Origin of the sequence: Rhizobium skierniewicense Ch11 (genome assembly GCF_023757665.1) — a bacterium.
GTDB lineage: Bacteria > Pseudomonadota > Alphaproteobacteria > Rhizobiales > Rhizobiaceae > Agrobacterium > Agrobacterium skierniewicense.
Window position 1 is genome coordinate 144,978 of record NZ_RXPG01000021.1, and the last position, 18,702, is coordinate 163,679.

Consider the following 18,702-nt stretch of genomic DNA (forward strand, 5'->3'; position numbering starts at 1 on the left):
ATTTTTACTCCGCAGGAAGGCCTGCATTGACCCGGAAGAAACTGCGTTCCTGCGCACGTTTTTCAGGGCGGTGGCGGGTGAGCGCCAGCAGGAAACCGGCTGTCACGCAAATCGCCATCATGGAAGAACCGCCATAGGAAATCAGCGGCAGCGTCATGCCCTTGGCAGGCATGAGTTCCAGATTAACGCCGATATTGATCATCGACTGCATGCCAATCTGTAGCACAAGACCAGCAACGGCAAAGCGGACGAAATCATCCTTTTCCTTGAACGCATGGCTCAGGCCTCGCAGCACGATAAAGGCGAAGATCGCCACCAGCAGCATGCAAAACAGAATGCCGAACTCTTCCGCCGCAACGGAGAAGATAAAGTCGGTGTGGCTGTCGGGGATGATGCGCTTGACGATGCCTTCGCCCGGACCCTGGCCAAACCAGTTGCCGCGAATGATGGCTTCGCGAGCGGTATCCACCTGAAACGTGTCGCCCTCGCCCGTCCAGAAACGGTCGATACGGCCGGCAACGTGAGGCAGCATCAGATAAGCGGTGACGATGCCGCCGACACCAAGGCCGCCCAGCATGATGATCCAGAACCAGGGAATACCGGCCATGAAGAACATGCCACCCCACACGACAGACGTGAGAATGGTCTGGCCAAAGTCAGGCTGTGCAATGAGAAGAGCGGCCACGATGCCGAAGGTGATGATGGCGAACAGATTACCTGGAATTTCAGGGTGACGCGCACGTTCGGCAAAAAGCCAGGCGCAGACGATCACAAAGGCTGGCTTCATGAATTCGGAGGGCTGAATGGAGAAGCTGCCGATCGAAATCCAACGGCGCGCGCCCTTCACCTCGATCCCGAAGAACAGCGCAAAGATCATCATCAATAACGCGACGATGAGCATGATGACGGCGACACGTCGCACTTGGCGCGGCGATAGGAAAGACAGGCCCAGCATGATTGCCACCGATGGCACCATGAACATGGCCTGCCGCTCCACGAAGAAGAAGCTGTTGAGGCCGATACGCTCGGCCACGGCAGGCGATGCCGCGAAAGACAGCATCAGTCCAATGCCCATCAGCGCGATGAACGCCGTCAGAAAGAAACGGTCGATGGTCCAGAACCATTCCGCGACCGGTCCCCGGTCTATACGGCTTACCATTTCTTCAGACTCCCTTTTTCAAACCAACCAGCATCGTCACACCATCCAGTGCTGCGACATGGCTGACGAACGAATCACCACGAGTTTCAAAATTCTTGTACTGATCGAAGCTTGCGCAAGCCGGTGATAACATCACGACATTGCCATCGCGACCATCCGCCTGCGCATCTGCTGCTGCATGCTCGATCGCCTTTTCGAGAGTACCAGCGATTTCATAGGGTACGCTGTCACCCAATGTCGCAGCAAATTCAGCAGCTGCCTCGCCGATAAGATATGCCTTTGCAACGTGAGAGAACAGCGGCGAAAGACTGGTGATGCCGCCCGCCTTCGGCAGACCGCCTGCAATCCAGTAGATGCGGTCGTAGCTGGACAGGGCAGGTGCCGCCGCATCCGCATTGGTCGCCTTACTGTCATTGACGAAGGTGACGTTGCCACGGCGGCCAACAGGCTGCATCCGGTGCTTGAGACCGGGGAAGGATTTGAGCCCCGCCGTCACCTCATCCGCAGAAACGCCAACCGCAAGGCAAGCGGCGATCGCTGCTGCCGCGTTTTGTGCATTGTGGCTACCGCGCAATGTAGAGATGCCATCAAGATCGGCCAACAGCGAAGCCGTACCGCCTTGCGCCTTCATGATGCGACTACCCTCGGCATAAAGACCGTCGGCGACGACGCTGCGTTTGGAAATGCGCGCTACCGTAACACCAGCCCGTTCGATGCGGTCTGCGATCAGTGTGCAGTAGCTGTCATCAACACCAATGATCGCCGTATCGCTGCCTGCAACCAGCCGCTCCTTGATATCGGCATAATGCTGCATCGTGCCGTGCCGGTCGAGATGGTCGGGCGTCAGGTTGAGCAGAATGCCTGCAGTCGGGTTCAGCGTCGGTGCCAGATCGATCTGGTAGGACGAGCATTCGACCACATAAAAACGCTGCGCCTTCGGCGGATCGAGGCTGAGGATCGCCGTGCCGATGTTGCCACCCAATTGCGTGTCACGACCAGATTCTGTCAGGATATGCGCAATCAGCGCCGTCGTCGTAGACTTGCCATTGGTGCCGGTGATGGCAATAAATGGGCAATCCGGGGCATGCGCCCGGCGTTCGCGCACGAAAAGTTCGATGTCGCCGATCACATCCACGCCAGCCGCGCGGGCCAGATCGACCGACCAATGTGGCTTTGGATGCGTGAGCGGCACACCGGGCGCCAGAACGAACGCGGCAAGCTTCGACCAGTCCAGTGTGCGAAGATCAGCGGTATGGATGCCCTCGGCTTGCGCTTTGGCAACGCTATCGGGATTATCGTCGAATGCCGTAACCTCGGCACCTCCTGCCACCAGCGCGCGAGCGGTCACGAGCCCAGAGCCACCCAGACCAAAAAGGGCAACATATTGTCCGGCAAATGAGGTGACAGGGATCATTCGATTATCTCAGCTTCAACGTGGCAAGGCCGAGCATCGCAAGACCAACGGAGATGATCCAGAAGCGGATGACGACCTGGCTTTCCGTCCAGCCCTTCTTTTCGAAATGGTGGTGGATCGGTGCCATCAGGAACACGCGTCTGCCGGTGCGCTTGAACCAGAACACCTGAATGATGACGGATAGCGTTTCCATGACGAACAGACCGCCGACGATGATCATGACGATCTCATGCTTGACGGCAACGGCGATGGAGCCAATCAGACCGCCAAGTGCCAGCGAACCGGTGTCACCCATGAAAATAGCGGCAGGCGGCGCATTGAACCAGAGGAAGCCAAGCCCGCCACCAATGACGGCACCGACGATGACGGCAAGCTCGCCCGTTCCAGGTACAAAATTGATCTGAAGATAGTTAGCGAAAATCGCGTTGCCCACGAGATAGGAAATAACACCGAAGGTCGCAGCCGCAATCATGACCGGCACGATGGCAAGACCGTCGAGACCATCCGTCAGATTGACCGCATTGCCTGCACCAACGATGACGAAGGCACCGAACAGCACGAAGAAATAGCCGATATTGACAACAAATTCCTTGAAGAACGGAAAGGCAATCGAGCTTCCAAGCGTCCCGCCATGCGGCGCGGTGGCGAGTGCCACTTCCATCATGAAGAACACGGCGATAGCCGCAATCAGAAATTCGATGCCGAGACGCGCCTTACCGGAAAAGCCCTTGTCGCTCTGCTTGGTAACCTTGAGATAGTCATCGTAAAAACCAATGGCTCCAAAGCCGAGCGTTACCATCAGAACCGAGACAACATAGACGTTGGAGAGATCGCCCCACAGAAGCGAGCCGCCGAGAATGCCTGCAAGGATCATCAAACCGCCCATGGTGGGCGTTCCAGCCTTCTTGAAATGGGTCTGCGGCCCATCGGCGCGTATCGGCTGTCCCTTGCCCTGCCGGATGCGCAGAGAATTGATGATGGCGGGACCAAACAGAAAGACGATGAGGGCAGAGGTAAACAACGCCGCACCGGCCCGGAACGTGATGTACCGGAACAGGTTGAAGATTTGGACGTGGTCCGACAGTTCAACGAGCCAGATCAGCATGTTTGCCCTTTCAAAAGGCCGCTTGGAGAGGCGGGCAGATGAAATGTACCCACGCAGCTCCACGTTTTTGTTTCAGCACCGGATAACCCAAGACCACTTTCGATACTTGGGTTGTCGCTGCTCTAGATTTGGCGTTCCGTCTCGGGGAATGCCGGATACTTGTCAAGAAGAGCCGTAACGATCTTGCCGAAACCGATGCCTAGTGACGATTTTATCATCACCACATCGCCCGGCTGGACCCACTTCAGAACGAATTCATTCAATTCGGCAGTGGTGGGGAACCATGCGACATTGACGCTTTCGGGCAAAGCGTCACGCAACGCAGCCATCGACTCACCCGCAAGCCACACATGCTCGATACCGGCCGACAACAGCGGGCCTGATAGTTCCTCGTGCACCTCGGTTGCGAACTCGCCCATCTCCAGCATATCGCCCAAAACGGCGACGCGTCGTCCATCCCCTTTCACCTCGGCGGTAGCCAGAAGGGCGATGGCGGCACGCATGGAGGCCGGGTTGGCGTTATAGCTCTCATCAATCAACAGGAACGAGCCGTCGCCAACAGAAAGTCGGTGGCGTTGGCCCCTGCCCTTCACCGCCTCCAACGTTCCAAGCGCGGAAAACGCCTTGTCGATATCCGCGCCCAGAACGGCGACCGTACCGATGGCGGCCATGGCGTTTTCGGCAATATGACGACCGGCTACACCGATGTGCAACTCGCTGGTCTCGCCATTGATGATGGCCCAAATGGTGGACCCGTTTGGTGTGCTTTCGAAATCGGCCAGACGGAAATCAGCCTTGGCATGCTGGCCAAACGTCAGCACGTGCTCGATGCCAGCGTCGAATGCCGCCCGTTCCAGCTGCTCGAACTGCGCATTGTCACGGTTAAGGATGACGGCCCCGCCGGGCAGAACGCCGTCGAAAATCTCGGCCTTGGCGGCAGCAATGTCTTCCAGACTGTTGAAATTACCCAGATGTGCCGCAGCAATGGTGGTGATAATAGCCAGATGCGGCTTGACCTGCTTCACCAGCGGGCTGATCTCGCCAGCATGGTTCATACCCACCTCAAAAATACCGAACTCGGAATCGGCAGGCATGCGGGCCAGCGTCAGCGGCACACCCCAGTGGTTGTTGAAGGAAGAGACAGCTGCATGAACACGGCCCGATGGGGCCAGCACCTGCCGCAGCATTTCCTTGGTCGTCGTCTTGCCGACGGAACCGGTGATGGCAACGATACGGGCCGATGTCCGCTCGCGTGCTGCAATACCCAGCTTGACCAGAGCGGCCAGAACATCTTCCACGACGATCATCGGAACGGTCAGTCGGCCCAGCGCGGGAAGTTTCGATTCCGAGACCACCAGAAGACCGGCACCATTGGCAACGGCAAAGCTAGCGTAGTCATGACCATCCACCCGGTCGCCCTTGATAGCGAAGAAGGCCTCACCTTCCTGCACCGAGCGACTATCGATGGAGATGCCCGTGATGCCTTGCGGCAGGTTGCCAACCGGACGGCCTGCCATCACGGCGACCATATCCGGGACTGTCCATAACCAGTTCAAATCTTCAGTCCTTCCAGCGCAGTTCGCACCTGTTCATGGTCCGAAAACGGCAGCGTGACGCTACCAACAATCTGACCTTCCTCATGCCCCTTGCCCGCGACGATCAACGTATCGCCACTGCCCAGCAACGATACGGCATGGCTGATAGCCTCAGCCCTATCTGCAATTTCAAGCGCACCCGTCGCCGCCGCCATGATTTCGGCGCGGATGGTTTGCGGCTCTTCAGAGCGCGGATTATCATCCGTGACGATGACGATGTCGGAAAGCCGGGTCGCGACCTCGCCCATGATCGGCCGCTTGCCCTTGTCCCGGTCTCCACCGCAACCGAACACGGTAATAATGCGACCGGATGTGAACGGGCGCACCGATGTCAGCACATTTTCCAGCGCGTCTGGCTTATGGGCATAATCCACATAGGCCAACGCACCGTTCTTCGTCTGGCCGATCAGTTCGAGGCGACCGGCGGCACCCACCAGCTTTTCCAGGGCCTTCAGCGCCACAGAGGGCTCAACGCCGGTGGAGATTGCAAGTCCTGCGGCCACCAGCGCATTGGCCACCTGAAAATCGCCTGCCAGCGGAATATCGACCTCGTAAATTTTGCCCTGGTGATGCACCTCGATCATCTGCTTGTGGCGGAAATGCTCGACGCGCTTCAACGCCAGATAATCACCTTTGCGACCGACGGTACGCACATCATGACCGGCGTCCATTGCAGCTTTTACAGCGCTTTCCGACCATGCATCGTCAGAGAAAATGACGGCAGGCGAACCCTTCGGTAACAACGTATCGAACAGCCGCATCTTGGCGGCCATGTAGTCTTCAATCGTCGGATGATAATCCATATGATCACGACCGAGATTGGTAAATCCGGCGGCCTTCAGCTTCACGCCATCGAGACGGCGCTGGTCGAGGCCATGGCTGGACGCTTCCATCGCCGCATGGGTGACACCTTCGAAAGCAAGGTCTGCCAGCAGTGCATGCAGGGAAACCGGATCCGGTGTCGTCAGCGAACCATAGTCTTCGCGGCCCGGCGCGATCACACCCGTCGTGCCGATCTGTGCCGCAGCATGACCCGCAAAAGTCCAGATCTGGCGGATGAAAGACGCGACCGAGGTTTTGCCCGCCGTGCCGGTTACGGCGATCATCGTCTCTGGCTGCGTGCGATAGAAGCGGGCAGCGGAAAGAGAGAGATAAAGTCGTGGGTCGGAGACAACGAGAACCGGCACATCGGCATCGATAGCATGGCTGGAAACGACGGCGATAGCGCCGTTCGCCACTGCGTCCTGCACATAGGTGCCGCCATCCGCCTTTGTCCCGGCAACCGCCACGAACAGAGAACCCGGCTGCGCCTTGCGGCTATCAGCCGTAATGCCGGTGATATCCAGCGCTCCGGCATCCGTCCGCAGCAATTCATTCAGTTCCGGGAACTCGGTCCCGGAGAGATCTCGCAAATTCATCGATGTGCCCGTCTTGTCCCCCCGGCGCGATTCGCCGGTTCGTCATAAGCTGTACCAATCAATAAGACACCAGCAAGGCCGAACCGTCCTTGCCGAACTTGGGTTTGACGCCGAGAATAGCGGCCGAGCGCGAGATGATGTCGTGCACCATCGGTGCGGCAGACGTACCAGCCAGTGCGGCACCGTTGCCCTTGTCCGTCTTCGGTTCGTCGATGAAGGACAGAACCACATATTCAGGCTTGTCCATCGGGAATGCTGAGAGGAAGGCGTTGAAGTTCTTGTCGTGAACGTAGCGACCATTGACGACCTTGTCCGCTGTGCCCGTCTTGCCGCCCACATTGAAGCCCTCGACACGCGCATTGCGGCCGGAACCATTGACGCCGTTCCATTCGAACAGGAAGCGCATGTCCTTGCTCGCGCCCGGCTGCAAGACCTGCTTGGCAACCTGATCGGCCTGCGCCACTGTGCGCGGCAGGAACGTTGGCTCGATCAGCTTGCCGCCATTGACCAGCGCTGCACCGGCAATCGCCGTCTGCAAAGGCGTCGTCGACACGCCGTGACCGAAGGAAATGGTCACCGAGTTGATCTTCTTCCAAACGCGCGGCTGGGACGGCATGGCGATTTCCGGTAGTTCTGTCTGCATCTTGGTCAAAAGACCAAGCCGCGTCAGAAACTCCTTGTGACCCTCGATGCCAACGGTATCGGCAATCTTTGCAGTACCGATATTGGACGAATACTGAAAGATCTCAGGGACGGACAGGATACGGCCCTTGCCGTGGAAATCCTTGATGGTGAAGCCACCGATGCGGATCGGCGCGCGCGCATCGAACGTATCGTTGATGTGCACCTTGCCGGAATCCAGACCCATGGCGATGGTGAAGGACTTGAAGGTCGACCCCATCTCGAACGTGCCGTTCGACATGCGGTTCAGCCAGCCTTCTTTGGCACCTTCGGCCGGGTTGTTCGGATCATAATCCGGCAGCGATGCCATGGCGAGAATTTCGCCCGTGTGAACGTTGATCACGACGGCGCCAGCGCCGATTGCCTGAAACTTCTTGATGGCGTCGGCAACCACTTCACGCACGATGGCCTGAACGCGCAGATCAATCGAAAGCTTGACCGGCTCGAGGGGCTGATCGGACGTCATGCCGAGCGCCGTCAGATCGGCAAGACCCTGATTGTCCAGATAGCGCTCCATGCCCGCAACGCCGCGGTTGTCGATATTGACGTGACCGACAACATGCGCAGCGGTGTGACCGCCGGGATAGAAACGGCGCTTCTCAGGGCGGAAACCAATGCCGGGAATGCCAAGCGCCAGAATCTGACTCTGTTGCTTTGGAGTCAACTGGCGTCGCAGCCACTGGAAGCGGGATTCGGATTTCAGTTTCTGATACGTACCGCGCGTATCAAGATCAGGCAGAACGGTCTGCAGTTTTTCGACAGCTTCATCGACATCCACGATGCGGTGCGGCTCTGCAAACAGCGAGACGGTCCGAATGTCGGTCGCCAGCACCTCACCGTTGCGGTCCAGAAGGTCTGGACGCGAAGCCATCAACCGGTCTGCGGGGGCAATGCTGGAAACGGTTTCTGGCTGTGTCATGCCATATTGAATGAGGCGTCCACCGACAACGCCATAGAACACGACAAAACCGACAACCAGCAAACCAACCCGGGTCTTGGCCTGCGTGGCGCGTCGCTTGCGCGCACCCTCGAAGGCCGCATGGTCGGCAAAACCAGTGGTGCTTGCGGAAAAATGAGCCCTGCTTTTCAGAACCATGACGCGAGACAGAAAAGACATCAGTCCACCGATCCAGTTATCGTTTCATCCATATCGCCAGCCTCATCACCCGCCTCAGCACGTACCGCTGGCATCGGCTGCGCAGGCCGCGCCGCGCGCGCGCGCGGTTGCGGTGCGGGTGCGCCACCAGTGGCCACAATCTGTCCGGCAGGTTTGGATTTGGGCTTTGCACCGCCGAGTGTTGCGCCGGGCCTGGAACCATTCATAGCAGCGGCGATCACATCCTCCACGCTCATGCCCTGTGGCTCCGGTGGCTGCGGTAGTTGCGAACGCAGCATCGGCAATTCCTTCGGCTGCGAAAGCTGTGTCGGCTGTGTCGGTGCCAGCGCGAGATCGTCCTGATAAGCATTGACCAAGCGGTGCAGACGGTTCGGCTGCGTCAGCAGCGCCCAGTCGGCGCGCAGAAGATCGATGGTGTCTTTCTCCAGCTTGATTTCCGTCTCCAGCTTTCGCACGGATTCCAATTTCACATCGGCCTGATGCTTGATCGTGTAGGTCACGACAGCAGCAGACACCATCACACCCATCAGAATGAAATCGAGAGTACGCAGCATATCAGCCTCCCATCTTTTCGAGACTTGTGAGATTGGGAAGCTCGAAAATCGACATGTCGGCTGGCCGCACCGGCGCCGTTGTGCGCATGCCAGCGCGCAGTTTGGCAGACCGGGCCCGCGGATTGATATCCGCCTCCTCGTCACTGGCCGCGATCATCGGTTTGCCCAAGGCATCGAAGATCGCTGATTTGGCAGCCAGCATAGGCATGTGGCGCGAGCCTGCTGCACGGTCGGAACGGTCAGCGAAATACTTCTTGACGATACGGTCTTCCAGCGAATGGAATGTGACCACGACGAGCCGACCGCCGGGCTTCAAAGCCCGTTCTGCAGCAAACAGAGCCTGCGCCAGTTCACCGAGCTCATCATTGACGAACACGCGCAGTGCCTGAAAAACGCGCGTTGCAGGGTGGATCTTGTCTTTGGCTTTCCGCGGGGTGACGATTTCGATCAGCCCAGCCAGATCACGCGTCGTACGAAATGGCTCGTCTGCACGCTTCTTTTCGATGGCGCGCGCGATGCGGCCCGACTGCTTTTCCTCGCCCAGAAAACCGAAGATGCGAATGAGATCGCCGACCTTGCAGCGGTTGACGACATCTGCCGCCGAAACGCCCGAAGACGACATACGCATGTCGAGCGGCCCGTTTCTTTGAAAGGAGAAACCGCGTTCGGCCTCATCGATCTGCATGGAGGAAACACCGATATCCAGCACGATACCATCAAGGCCTTCGGCTGGCGCATGCGCTGCAAGATTGGAAAACTGGGACTGGATCAGCGACAGACGACCGCCGCTGGCGCCAACCATGGCTTGCCCATCAGCAATCGCGTTGGGATCACGGTCAAGCGCGATGACATGCGCGCCCTGATCGAGAATGGCCTGAGTGTAGCCGCCAGCACCGAATGTGCCGTCCAGAATGACTTTTCCGGGCGCTGGCTCCAGCGCCTTGAGAACGTCACGGAGAAGGACCGGAATGTGGCGAACCGGTCCGCCGCTGGCTTCAGAAGAGTGTTCGCCAGAATTCGCCGCCATTCGGTGTCCCCGTCCTATACGGGGCGAGCAGCCGTAAAACCGCGCCCCGTTCTTGCCGCCTTCTGCGCCTCGTAAAACGCATCCGGTTGCCACAACTGAAAATGATCCGCTCGACCGACAAAGGTAACCTCGGTCGTTATGTTGGCGAATTCCCGAATGAAATCCGTTACCATCAACCGCCCTTCCGCATCGAGCTTCATGAAAACGCCGCCGCCGTGAACCAGCAGCGACATTGCGTTCGCTTCCGGCGAGAAAGCATCCATGGACGCGATCTGCCGTTCGTATCGCTCCAGCAAGTCCGGACCGCCGACGCTGATGGCCGGAAATGCGAAATCCTGGAGACAATAAAGCTCCTGAATGCTGCGCTCCGTCAGCACCGAACGAAACATTGACGGAACCGAGACGCGCCCCTTGGCGTCGATCCTGTTCGTCACGTTCGATAAAAAGCGACCCATCGCAAAACTCGCCAAAACCACCCGATGCAAAGCAGATAGCCGCATCAACAGGCAACACCTTTACGCATGACAAATCGCTGACCGGCAGGACGTAATGCCCATCGGACCCTTGCAGGCCTCTCCGTTTCAGAGATTGCGGGTCAAAAACACGACCCCTTGTGGTGTGCATTTGGGATACCATGGGACACTTTGGGCGTCAATGGGAGAAGCCAGTGGGATACCGGCTTCGGATCGCATATTCATATCCCGTTAAGTTTAACGAATGGTTTACCGTGTTCATTCAAGCACTTGCGCCACGACAATAAAAAATCGCCTCTAAAATCTTATTTGATTAGCAATAACATGCACTTACGCACACTGCGCTATCGCGCGGCGTAAGGACCATTTATAAAAAGGAATTTGCCAGTTGGCCTGTAAGCCGGGTTCTGTATGGCTCCGGTTTGACCCGGAACGTGGCAGCCATTCATCTAGGACGACATTTACACGCCGCCTCTCGCAACCCACCCGGATGACTCGCCCAAAAACCGGCTGTAGGTCCGCTTTCGCTTGACCCCACGTCATCCCTATTCGGTCTTGCTCCCGGTGGGGTTTACCATGCCACCCCTGTTACCAGCGGCGCGGTGGGCTCTTACCCCACCCTTTCACCCTTACCACCTGAAAGGTGGCGGTCTACTCTCTGCGGCACTTTCCCTAGGGTCGCCCCCGCCGGACGTTATCCGGCACCGTGTTTTCGTGGAGCCCGGACTTTCCTCACCCTACCGTCTTTCGACATTGATAAAGCGCGGCTGCCCGGCCAACTGGCAGGGGCTCCATAGACGGGTTCAGTCATGAAAGCCAACAGAAAATCGGCGGATGGGTAATTAGGCCGAGAAAACCGGCGTGAAATCAGCTCCGTAACCCTCATCGGCAAGAATGCCTTCGGAGAGGAGCTGCGCTCCTAACCGCCCGATTTCATCGGAACTTTTGGCAGCGGCACCGCATCCACCGGTCAGCACCGCGATGCGCGCAGAGGCGGTAAAACCAATGGCTGGAAATCCAGTCGGCGTATAGGACGTCACACAGGCCGCCATGGACACACGCGACGTGTCGATCGACGGGATCAGACTATCGATGATCTCGACGAAATCGTCGCGGACGTTCGCGTTCCCGCCTGAACGGAACCAGTCGCGAATATCCTGATCCGTCTGCAGCGGAACATCCACCGGCTCCCCTCCGATTTTCAGGTAAAACCTGCCATCGGGATAACGCACGGGTGGCAACAGATAGATGTGTTTGCGTGGGTCAGCGGGCTCGTAGATGAGTGACGGCATGCCCGTGTAAAGATTGAGTTCCTCATCGGGGACTTCGAAGAAAGCCACGGTTCTGGCATAGACCGTCATATGAAGCGCTTGCGGCAACAGACCTTGCGCAATGGAAAATCCGCCAGCGGCAACCAGAACCTTCTCCGCCTCGTAGACTTGACCTGATGCTGTCGTCACGATCGCTACGCCATTCTCGTCCTGTACTCTGACAGCGATGTCATCGATCCGCGTCACGCCACGCTTTTCAGCCGAAACGATCTGCGCTCGGACGAGTTCGCGTGGATTGACGTAACCGGCGTTGCTCGCCTCCAACACCCCCTCACAACTGTGCTCGAAAGAGAAATAGGGAAAGCGCTTGGCCAATGCCTCGTCGTCCAACACCTCCGTGGCAACGCCGAGTGTGTCTGCCGCCGCACAGACATTCTCGATATAGGGAAAGCCCGTACCACGCGCCTTGCCGACGATGAGGCAACCGACCTCGCCGTAAAACGTAACACCGCTCTCACGCTCGATCTCGCCGTATCGGGCAATGGAACGATTGGCCATTCGTGCCCAATCGGCATTGCTGTCGATGGTACGGGTGATTCGCGCAGCATCGTAGTGGCTGGCGAAAACACCGGTGTGATGTTTGATATCAGCAGGCTCACCTGGCCCGATCAGAGCGACGCCATCCGTCTTCCCCGCCAGGTGCCGCGCAGCCGCTACCCCCATCATCCCCGCACCAACGACGATATATTTGAACTGTGCTGCCATCATCGCGCTCGCCGATTTTCAGAGTCTATAACAAAGAGGTGTAGCAGTTTGCGGAATCGATGCCAGAGGCTTGGGTTTGATAATGGAGGTGGCAGATGGCATCGGGTGTGGCTTAGGCAAAAACCGGCGCCACACTCCTTGCGAAATCCACCTCTTCCAACTGCCCATCCAGCAACAGGACCGCACCCAGCCGTCCGATCTCGTCGGAGGACTTGGCCGCAACGAAATTACCGCCCGTCAATACGGCGATATTGGAGGACTGCGTGTAGCCGATATAGGGGTAGCCAGTGCGAGTGATGGAGGCGACGCAGGACCCTGACGTGACCGGGCAACCGGTAAGCTCCGGCATCAACTCGACGGCACGTTTGACCAGAAAATCGACCTCGCTTGCTGTCCCATCGGAGTGAAACCACCGCACGGCCTCACTGAGCGTTTCCAGCCGGCCCTTCTCGCTCTCACCACCGATCTTAAGATAGAGCTTGCCATCGGGGTAGCGCACCGGCGGCAAGATGTAGACGATATCTTCGGCATTTTCCGCCAAGACGATGGTTGAAGGCATGCTCGCAAAAGCGCGTTGCTTGTCCGCATCCAGTTCAAAAAATGCAATCGTTCGCCCGGTCGCGGCCATATCCACGTTGACGGGCAGGAGATCAGCCATGTTGGTAAACCCGCCCGCAGCCACGATCACCTTCTCGGCTGTGTAGCGTTGCCCCTCAGCCGTCATCACCTCGACACCGAATGCGGTATCACTGACACGCACCGCCGTTTCACGAATAAGCGTCGCACCCCGACACTCAGCAATCTTGATCTGCGCTTTGACCAATGCGCGCGGATTGACGTAGCCTGCATTGCGTGGCTCAAACCAGCCTTGATGATCACCAGGCAAATGGAACATCGGGAAACGGGCACCCATTTGCGAGGCTGCGAAGGTCTCAACCTCAAGCCCCAGCCTGCCTTGCGCGGACAAGGCGCTGGCGACATAGTCGCCGCCCAGCCCTTTGCCGTTTCCGGCAAACAGGCATCCTGCCTCGTGATAAAATGGAATGCCGCTTTCCGCTTCGATCTGCGCATAGCGCCCGATGGAGCGCTTCGCCAATTCGGCCCACACGGGGTCGCCATCGAAACCACGCGTGATTCGCGCTTCGTCGTAATGGCTGGAAAATACGCCGAGGTGAGTTTTGCGATCCGCAGGTTCGGCAGGCCCGATCAGGGCCACACCATCACCCACGGCCGAAAGGTGTCGCGCCGCAGCGGCACCCATCATGCCGGCGCCGATAACGATAAACCTGAAATCCGCCATCATCGTCTCCCGCTCGCTTCAAGCGCTGACTAGCAAAGTTCAGCGATTTTCAAAAGCTGCAATCCAAGAGTGACTCGAAAGGCATCAACTTTGCAGCAGCGCCTGCACCTTGCCGCAATAGCGCTTCGAGACCGGGTTCATACGCGTGGCCGCATGTCCGGCATTGTAACGCAGAATCGTGCTGCAAACCTGTCCGCCACCGAGCTGATGGGCTGTGGCGAGATATTGCATGCCCCAGCGAATGTTGGTTTCGGGATCATAGAGCGCTTGCGTCGTGCCGCGATAGCCCATCATCCGTGCCGTCGCTGGTTTGATCTGCATCAGCCCCACCTCACCGGCACTGCCGCGCGCCTTCGGGTTGAACTTGCTCTCGACGGACACAATCGCATGCGCCAGATTGGTCGGCACACCATAACGTTTGGCGTATTTCACGATCAGGTCGGAGTACTCGTTTTGCAGTTTCGACGGAAGCGTTCTTTCGGGAATGGGATAGCCGGGCTTGCGGATATAGGTTTCCAACGGCACGGTCGTGATTTTCACCTGATCGTTGGCAACAACAGGGCAACTCTGCGCGGCAAGCAGCACAAGGCAAGCCGAGACAGCAATATATGCTCTTCTCATTGGTATAAAACGTCTCCGGGCACGAAGACTGCGATGTGCGGCGAAAAGGATCAGCCGCTCGGAAAGTTCATCAGAACAATCCTTCGCACGTCTTCATCATTGATACTCACGATCACCGTTTCACATTGAAGCAGATCGCTGGTTTGTGAGACGTATTAAGTGGCCCAATAAGGATATACTGTGGCAAGGCGCAACAAAGGCCCGCTTTCAACTCTTTTTCTGGAACAGATTTTCAATAAAAGCGCTCAGACGCCACGAAATTTCGGCAATGCGGCAATCAGCCGGTGCAGCGTGTCGATAGTTGAAAAATCGGCAATGCCATCGACCAGCGATGGCCTGAAGTGGCGCTGGAAAGCGGCAATGACGCCCTCGGTCTTCTCACAGTAATCACCCGTGATTTCAACAGCGTATCCATAGAGCGACAGCATTGATTGCAGGGCTTCCACGGGTTGCCCGCTATCGCCGCGCTGGAAAAACCTTCCGCCACCGATGGGTGCGGATGGAACCCAGTGACCGACCCCCTGTTGCGACAGGATGTCCCATGGAAATTTTTCGCCCGGATCGATTTTCCTCACAGGTGCGATATCGGAGTGACCGAGCACCCGTTCCGGCGCGATGGACCATCTGGCGCCGCAATCTCGACACAATTCGATCACCGCATCGATCTGTGCTTTCGGAAAGTCAGGAAGACCCGCCGGGTGCCCTGCATTGGCAATCTCGATGCCTATAGAGCGTGAGTTGATATCCGCCAGCCCACCCCAGGAGCTTTTGCCCGCATGCCAAGCACGACGTCGTTCCGGCACAAGCTGCATGATGCGACCGTCTTCAAAGACGAAATAGTGGCTGGAAACCTGGCTTTCGGCATTGCACAGCCATGACAATGCGCTGTCTGCGGTTCCCATTCCCGTGTAATGGAGAATAATCATGTCAGGGCCGTCGACATCGACCCGTTCGCCGTGGTTGGGCGAAGGCACGACGCTGGCACCCGCATAATCCGCAGGGAAATCAATCATGCGACGCGGCGTTCTTTCTCGATGGCCGCATAGGCGGCGTTGAGTGCAGCCATGCGCTCATTCGCAGCGGCGTGCAATTCCATGGGAACGCCGCGCGCAATGAGTTTGTCGGGGTGGTGTTCAGCCACAAGCGAGCGATAACGCTTGCGAATATCGAGAAAATCGTCTGCAGGCGAAACACCAAGCACACGGTAAGGATCCCGTCCCTCCATGTGAACATGTCGTGCCATGATTGTCTCGAAACGATCTTCGGTGATTCGGAAGATGTCCGCGATGCGGCCGAGGAACGCCAATTCCCGCTCGTGGATCAGACCATCAGCCTTGGCGATGTGGAAAAGGCCATCGATAACGCTTTCCAGCATCTCGCAATTCTGCTCTCCGGAACCGCAAAGTCCGGACAGACGCTCGGCATAGGCCTCATAACCGGCCACATCCTGCCGCGCGAGGTTATAAAGTCGCGCAACGTTCTTGGCTTCTTCTTCGGGAAAATCGAATATCTGCCTGAAGGCCTGAACCTCCGCATCATTGACCATACCGTCGGCCTTGGCCATCTTGGCCGACAGGGCAATGATTGCCACCGAGAACGACACCTGACGGCGCGTTTCCGGATCGCCTTCGAACACGGTTCTGACCGCTTCGATAACGCGGCCCAGCACATTGCCCGCCGCATCGCCTATTGCGCCAAGCAGTCGTTCCCACAGCGATGAAAGTTGCAAACAGGCGAAATCATACATCATGGCTTTAAGCATACGGCCCCGCTTGCTGATTGCAATATACATAAAGGTCGCATGGCATTAACTTTTCTTCATCTTGCGATGAGGTTTGGCGGGGTCGTTTCCGTCGCGACGCCACTGGTTTTCCACAGCCTGGAAGCAGTACGAAGTTGGTACGAGCAATTGAAACGATTAGATCAGCCAACTCGTTCAATCGCTTTGAAGATTGGTGCGAAATGCCCGATTTTCTTGAGAAATTCACTTTACATGCTCGTTTCGCTGCCGCATCCATTTGCCCTACGACATCTTTGGAATGAACACGAAGGAGTGCCACGATGGCCAAACAGAAAGTTGCAATGTTGACCGCAGGCGGTCTTGCACCATGCCTCTCCTCTGCCGTGGGTGGCCTGATCGAACGCTACAGCGACATCGCGCCTGACATTGACATCGTTGCCTATCGCTCCGGTTATCAAGGCGTTCTGTTGGGCGACAGCGTTCAAATTACCAAGGATATGCGCGAGAAAGCGCACCTTTTGCACCGCTACGGCGGCTCGCCGATTGGCAACAGCCGTGTGAAGCTGACCAATGCCGCAGACTGCGCCAAGCGCGGGCTCGTCAAGGAAGGTGAAAACCCTTTGGCCGTGGCGGCAGACCGTCTGGCAAAGGATGGCGTCACCATTTTGCACACCATTGGCGGTGATGACACCAACACGACGGCTGCGGACCTTGCGGCCTACCTCGGCGCCAATGGCTATAACCTCACCGTTGTCGGCCTTCCCAAAACCGTCGATAACGACGTCGTGCCTATCAAGCAGTCGCTGGGCGCGTGGACTGCAGCGGAAGTTGGCGCAAACTTCTTCGACAATGTCAGCAACGAACAAAGTGCAGCGCCCAAGACCTTCGTCATTCACGAAGTCATGGGGCGCCACTGCGGCTGGCTGACGGCGGCAACGGCGCGGGCCTATATCCAAAAGACCACTGGCAATGAATATGTCGATGGCCTGTTGATGGGACCACAGCTAAAGAGCATCGATGGTCTGTATCTGCCGGAAATGGCCTTCGATATCCAGGCCGAGGCAGAGCGCCTGAAGAAGACGATGGAAAAGACGGGCTTCGTCACGCTCTTCGTCTCTGAAGGTGCAGGCCTTGATTCGATCGTTGCCGAGCGCGAAGCATCCGGCGAAACCGTCAAGCGTGATGCTTTCGGTCACGTCAAGATCGACACCATCAATGTTGGCGGGTGGTTCCAGAAGCAGTTCGCCAGCCTGATCGGCGCGGAACGCACAATGGTGCAAAAGTCGGGCTATTACGCGCGCTCCGCCCCCGCCAATGGCCAGGACCTGCGGCTCATCCAGGGCATGGTTGATCTGGCCGTGGAAAGCGCACTCAACAAGGTTTCGGGCGTTACCGGCCATGACGAAGACCAAGGCGGCAAGCTGCGCACCATCGAATTTCCGCGCATCAAGGGCGGCAAGCACTTCGACCTATCGACACCGTGGTTTGGCGAGGTCATGAACCACATTGGCCAGCCCTACAAAGCGGCATAGAGCATAAAAGCGCCTCTTTACGCCGCATGATGCTGTGAACCGCAAACTGTGGCGTAAACACACCGCTCTCGACGTTATGAACCTATCACCCCAGAAATGCGTTTCGGTTTCTGGGGTGATACTGTAGGTTACAAAGAAATGACGTGCAGGGAGGGCTAGGAGGAAAGCATATGTCCGCACAAGTCTGGCTGGTGTTCTGCTCGGCCTGCGCTATCCTTTTCGCACTGCCCTCACCCGTGTCCTTCAAAGTCGCGAGCTATACCGCCATACGCGGCAAGCGCGCCATGGTCGCAGCTCTCACTGGCGCGACACTTGGCATCGTCACAACGGTTACCGCCGCCTCCATTATCGTCGTCGGCGCAGAACTCTTGCCCTCCACGCTTGTGGACATCGCACGCTGGGCCGGCACGGCTTGGCTGATGCTGTTTACCCTGTGGACGATTGCGACACCCGCCGCGCGCGAAGCCAATGCCGACAACGATAACCTGCGCGGAAAATCCTTCGGCACCATCTTTTCGGATTGCTTCGTGATGGCAGCTTTGCGTTTGCGTTATTTCGGCTTCTTCGTCGCTTTCCTCATGCAGTTTTTGAACGGCACCCGCGACGTCGTTGAAATGGTCACGCAAATGCAGTCGGTCCTTCTCTTGATTGCGCTCGTATGCCTTGGCCTGCAGGCGGCTTTCGCACGCTTTACGATCACGTCTGTGCGGAGAATGTCGGCTAGCAAAAAAGCAAAGAATTCAAAGCGAAAGAGCTTCATCGCTGGCCGCGCCGTGACCGCCGGATACCGCCGTATCGCTGCATAAGACATTGCTGTTAAGTCGCCGCTTGCCCGAAACCTTACGATAGGTTAATGATCGCCGGATAGGGACTGCCTGCTTCGCTGGAAACGGGGGTATCGAGCGACAGGCGCACTCAAGGGCGGCAGC

16 protein-coding genes and 1 other RNA gene are annotated in these 18,702 nt (G+C 57.6%); 2 read left to right on the plus strand and 15 right to left on the minus strand.

Annotated features, from left to right (window positions below; genetic code table 11):
- Positions 1 to 4: 4 nt before the first annotated feature.
- The 15 genes from ftsW to EKM04_RS15000 form a co-directional block, all read right to left on the minus strand.
- Entirely contained in the window at positions 5 to 1,159 is a 1,155-nt protein-coding gene (gene ftsW, locus EKM04_RS14930; RefSeq protein WP_174153521.1) for a putative lipid II flippase FtsW, read from the minus strand.
- Positions 1,160 to 1,163: 4 nt separating this feature from the next.
- On the minus strand, positions 1,164 to 2,573 hold the full coding sequence (murD, locus tag EKM04_RS14935; RefSeq protein ID WP_183895479.1) for a UDP-N-acetylmuramoyl-L-alanine--D-glutamate ligase: 1,410 nt from the start codon (positions 2,571 to 2,573) through the stop codon (positions 1,164 to 1,166).
- 4 nt (positions 2,574 to 2,577) lie between these two features.
- On the minus strand, positions 2,578 to 3,678 hold the full coding sequence (gene mraY, locus EKM04_RS14940) for a phospho-N-acetylmuramoyl-pentapeptide-transferase (RefSeq protein ID WP_183895477.1): 1,101 nt from the start codon (positions 3,676 to 3,678) through the stop codon (positions 2,578 to 2,580).
- 122 nt (positions 3,679 to 3,800) lie between these two features.
- Positions 3,801 to 5,234, minus strand: coding sequence for a UDP-N-acetylmuramoylalanyl-D-glutamyl-2,6-diaminopimelate--D-alanyl-D-alanine ligase (locus tag EKM04_RS14945; RefSeq protein ID WP_183895475.1), 1,434 nt, complete (start codon positions 5,232 to 5,234; stop codon positions 3,801 to 3,803).
- Positions 5,231 to 6,691: a UDP-N-acetylmuramoyl-L-alanyl-D-glutamate--2,6-diaminopimelate ligase gene (locus EKM04_RS14950; RefSeq protein ID WP_183895473.1), complete on the minus strand. Its 1,461-nt coding sequence runs from the start codon at positions 6,689 to 6,691 to the stop codon at positions 5,231 to 5,233. The genes EKM04_RS14945 and EKM04_RS14950 overlap by 4 nt, the downstream gene beginning before the upstream one ends.
- A gap of 58 nt (positions 6,692 to 6,749) precedes the next feature.
- Positions 6,750 to 8,489, minus strand: a complete 1,740-nt coding sequence (locus EKM04_RS14955) for a peptidoglycan D,D-transpeptidase FtsI family protein (RefSeq protein ID WP_183895471.1) — start codon at positions 8,487 to 8,489, stop codon at positions 6,750 to 6,752.
- Positions 8,489 to 9,043, minus strand: coding sequence for a cell division protein FtsL (gene ftsL, locus EKM04_RS14960; protein WP_183895469.1), 555 nt, complete (start codon positions 9,041 to 9,043; stop codon positions 8,489 to 8,491). Before ftsL ends, EKM04_RS14955 begins: the two co-directional genes overlap by 1 nt.
- 1 nt (position 9,044) lies before the next feature.
- On the minus strand, positions 9,045 to 10,070 hold the full coding sequence (gene rsmH, locus EKM04_RS14965) for a 16S rRNA (cytosine(1402)-N(4))-methyltransferase RsmH (protein WP_183895467.1): 1,026 nt from the start codon (positions 10,068 to 10,070) through the stop codon (positions 9,045 to 9,047).
- A 14-nt stretch (positions 10,071 to 10,084) separates the two neighbouring features.
- Positions 10,085 to 10,525: a division/cell wall cluster transcriptional repressor MraZ gene (gene mraZ / locus EKM04_RS14970; RefSeq protein WP_183895465.1), complete on the minus strand. Its 441-nt coding sequence runs from the start codon at positions 10,523 to 10,525 to the stop codon at positions 10,085 to 10,087.
- Between the two features lie 398 nt (positions 10,526 to 10,923).
- Positions 10,924 to 11,326, minus strand: an RNA gene (rnpB, locus tag EKM04_RS14975) — RNase P RNA component class A.
- 59 nt (positions 11,327 to 11,385) lie between these two features.
- The gene (locus tag EKM04_RS14980) at positions 11,386 to 12,579 is read right to left on the minus strand and encodes an NAD(P)/FAD-dependent oxidoreductase (RefSeq protein ID WP_183895463.1); all 1,194 of its coding nucleotides are present in this window, start codon (positions 12,577 to 12,579) and stop codon (positions 11,386 to 11,388) included.
- 112 nt (positions 12,580 to 12,691) lie between these two features.
- Entirely contained in the window at positions 12,692 to 13,879 is a 1,188-nt protein-coding gene (locus EKM04_RS14985) for an FAD-dependent oxidoreductase (protein ID WP_183895461.1), read from the minus strand.
- A gap of 84 nt (positions 13,880 to 13,963) precedes the next feature.
- The gene (locus tag EKM04_RS14990) at positions 13,964 to 14,500 is read right to left on the minus strand and encodes a lytic transglycosylase domain-containing protein (protein WP_183895459.1); all 537 of its coding nucleotides are present in this window, start codon (positions 14,498 to 14,500) and stop codon (positions 13,964 to 13,966) included.
- Between the two features lie 245 nt (positions 14,501 to 14,745).
- Positions 14,746 to 15,513 carry an N-acetylmuramoyl-L-alanine amidase gene (locus EKM04_RS14995; RefSeq protein ID WP_183895458.1) on the minus strand — a complete coding sequence of 256 codons (768 nt, stop codon included), beginning with the start codon at positions 15,511 to 15,513 and terminating at the stop codon, positions 14,746 to 14,748.
- On the minus strand, positions 15,510 to 16,250 hold the full coding sequence (locus tag EKM04_RS15000; protein ID WP_183895689.1) for a J domain-containing protein: 741 nt from the start codon (positions 16,248 to 16,250) through the stop codon (positions 15,510 to 15,512). The genes EKM04_RS14995 and EKM04_RS15000 overlap by 4 nt, the downstream gene beginning before the upstream one ends.
- A 311-nt stretch (positions 16,251 to 16,561) precedes the next feature.
- On the opposite strand from EKM04_RS15000, the gene EKM04_RS15005 reads away from it, so the two are divergent.
- Both EKM04_RS15005 and EKM04_RS15010 read left to right on the plus strand, forming a co-directional pair.
- Positions 16,562 to 17,773 carry a pyrophosphate--fructose-6-phosphate 1-phosphotransferase gene (locus tag EKM04_RS15005; RefSeq protein WP_183895457.1) on the plus strand — a complete coding sequence of 404 codons (1,212 nt, stop codon included), beginning with the start codon at positions 16,562 to 16,564 and terminating at the stop codon, positions 17,771 to 17,773.
- A gap of 170 nt (positions 17,774 to 17,943) precedes the next feature.
- A complete protein-coding gene (locus EKM04_RS15010) occupies positions 17,944 to 18,579 on the plus strand; it encodes a LysE family translocator (protein ID WP_183895456.1) in 636 nt (211 codons plus the stop codon).
- The last annotated feature ends 123 nt before the right edge of the window (positions 18,580 to 18,702 follow it).

Coding starts and splice junctions, on each gene's coding strand:
- rsmH (WP_183895467.1), bottom strand. CDS start 10,070: ATGGCGGCGAATTCTGGCGAACACTCTTCTGAAGCCAGCGGCGGACCG.
- EKM04_RS14955 (WP_183895471.1), bottom strand. CDS start 8,489: ATGTCTTTTCTGTCTCGCGTCATGGTTCTGAAAAGCAGGGCTCATTTT.
- ftsW (WP_174153521.1), bottom strand. CDS start 1,159: ATGGTAAGCCGTATAGACCGGGGACCGGTCGCGGAATGGTTCTGGACC.
- EKM04_RS15005 (WP_183895457.1), top strand. CDS start 16,562: ATGGCCAAACAGAAAGTTGCAATGTTGACCGCAGGCGGTCTTGCACCA.
- EKM04_RS14985 (WP_183895461.1), bottom strand. CDS start 13,879: ATGGCGGATTTCAGGTTTATCGTTATCGGCGCCGGCATGATGGGTGCC.
- EKM04_RS14980 (WP_183895463.1), bottom strand. CDS start 12,579: ATGGCAGCACAGTTCAAATATATCGTCGTTGGTGCGGGGATGATGGGG.
- ftsL (WP_183895469.1), bottom strand. CDS start 9,043: ATGCTGCGTACTCTCGATTTCATTCTGATGGGTGTGATGGTGTCTGCT.
- EKM04_RS15010 (WP_183895456.1), top strand. CDS start 17,944: ATGTCCGCACAAGTCTGGCTGGTGTTCTGCTCGGCCTGCGCTATCCTT.
- EKM04_RS14995 (WP_183895458.1), bottom strand. CDS start 15,513: ATGATTGATTTCCCTGCGGATTATGCGGGTGCCAGCGTCGTGCCTTCG.
- murD (WP_183895479.1), bottom strand. CDS start 2,573: ATGATCCCTGTCACCTCATTTGCCGGACAATATGTTGCCCTTTTTGGT.
- mraY (WP_183895477.1), bottom strand. CDS start 3,678: ATGCTGATCTGGCTCGTTGAACTGTCGGACCACGTCCAAATCTTCAAC.
- mraZ (WP_183895465.1), bottom strand. CDS start 10,525: ATGGGTCGCTTTTTATCGAACGTGACGAACAGGATCGACGCCAAGGGG.
- EKM04_RS14950 (WP_183895473.1), bottom strand. CDS start 6,691: ATGAATTTGCGAGATCTCTCCGGGACCGAGTTCCCGGAACTGAATGAA.
- EKM04_RS15000 (WP_183895689.1), bottom strand. CDS start 16,250: ATGATGTATGATTTCGCCTGTTTGCAACTTTCATCGCTGTGGGAACGA.
- EKM04_RS14990 (WP_183895459.1), bottom strand. CDS start 14,500: ATGAGAAGAGCATATATTGCTGTCTCGGCTTGCCTTGTGCTGCTTGCC.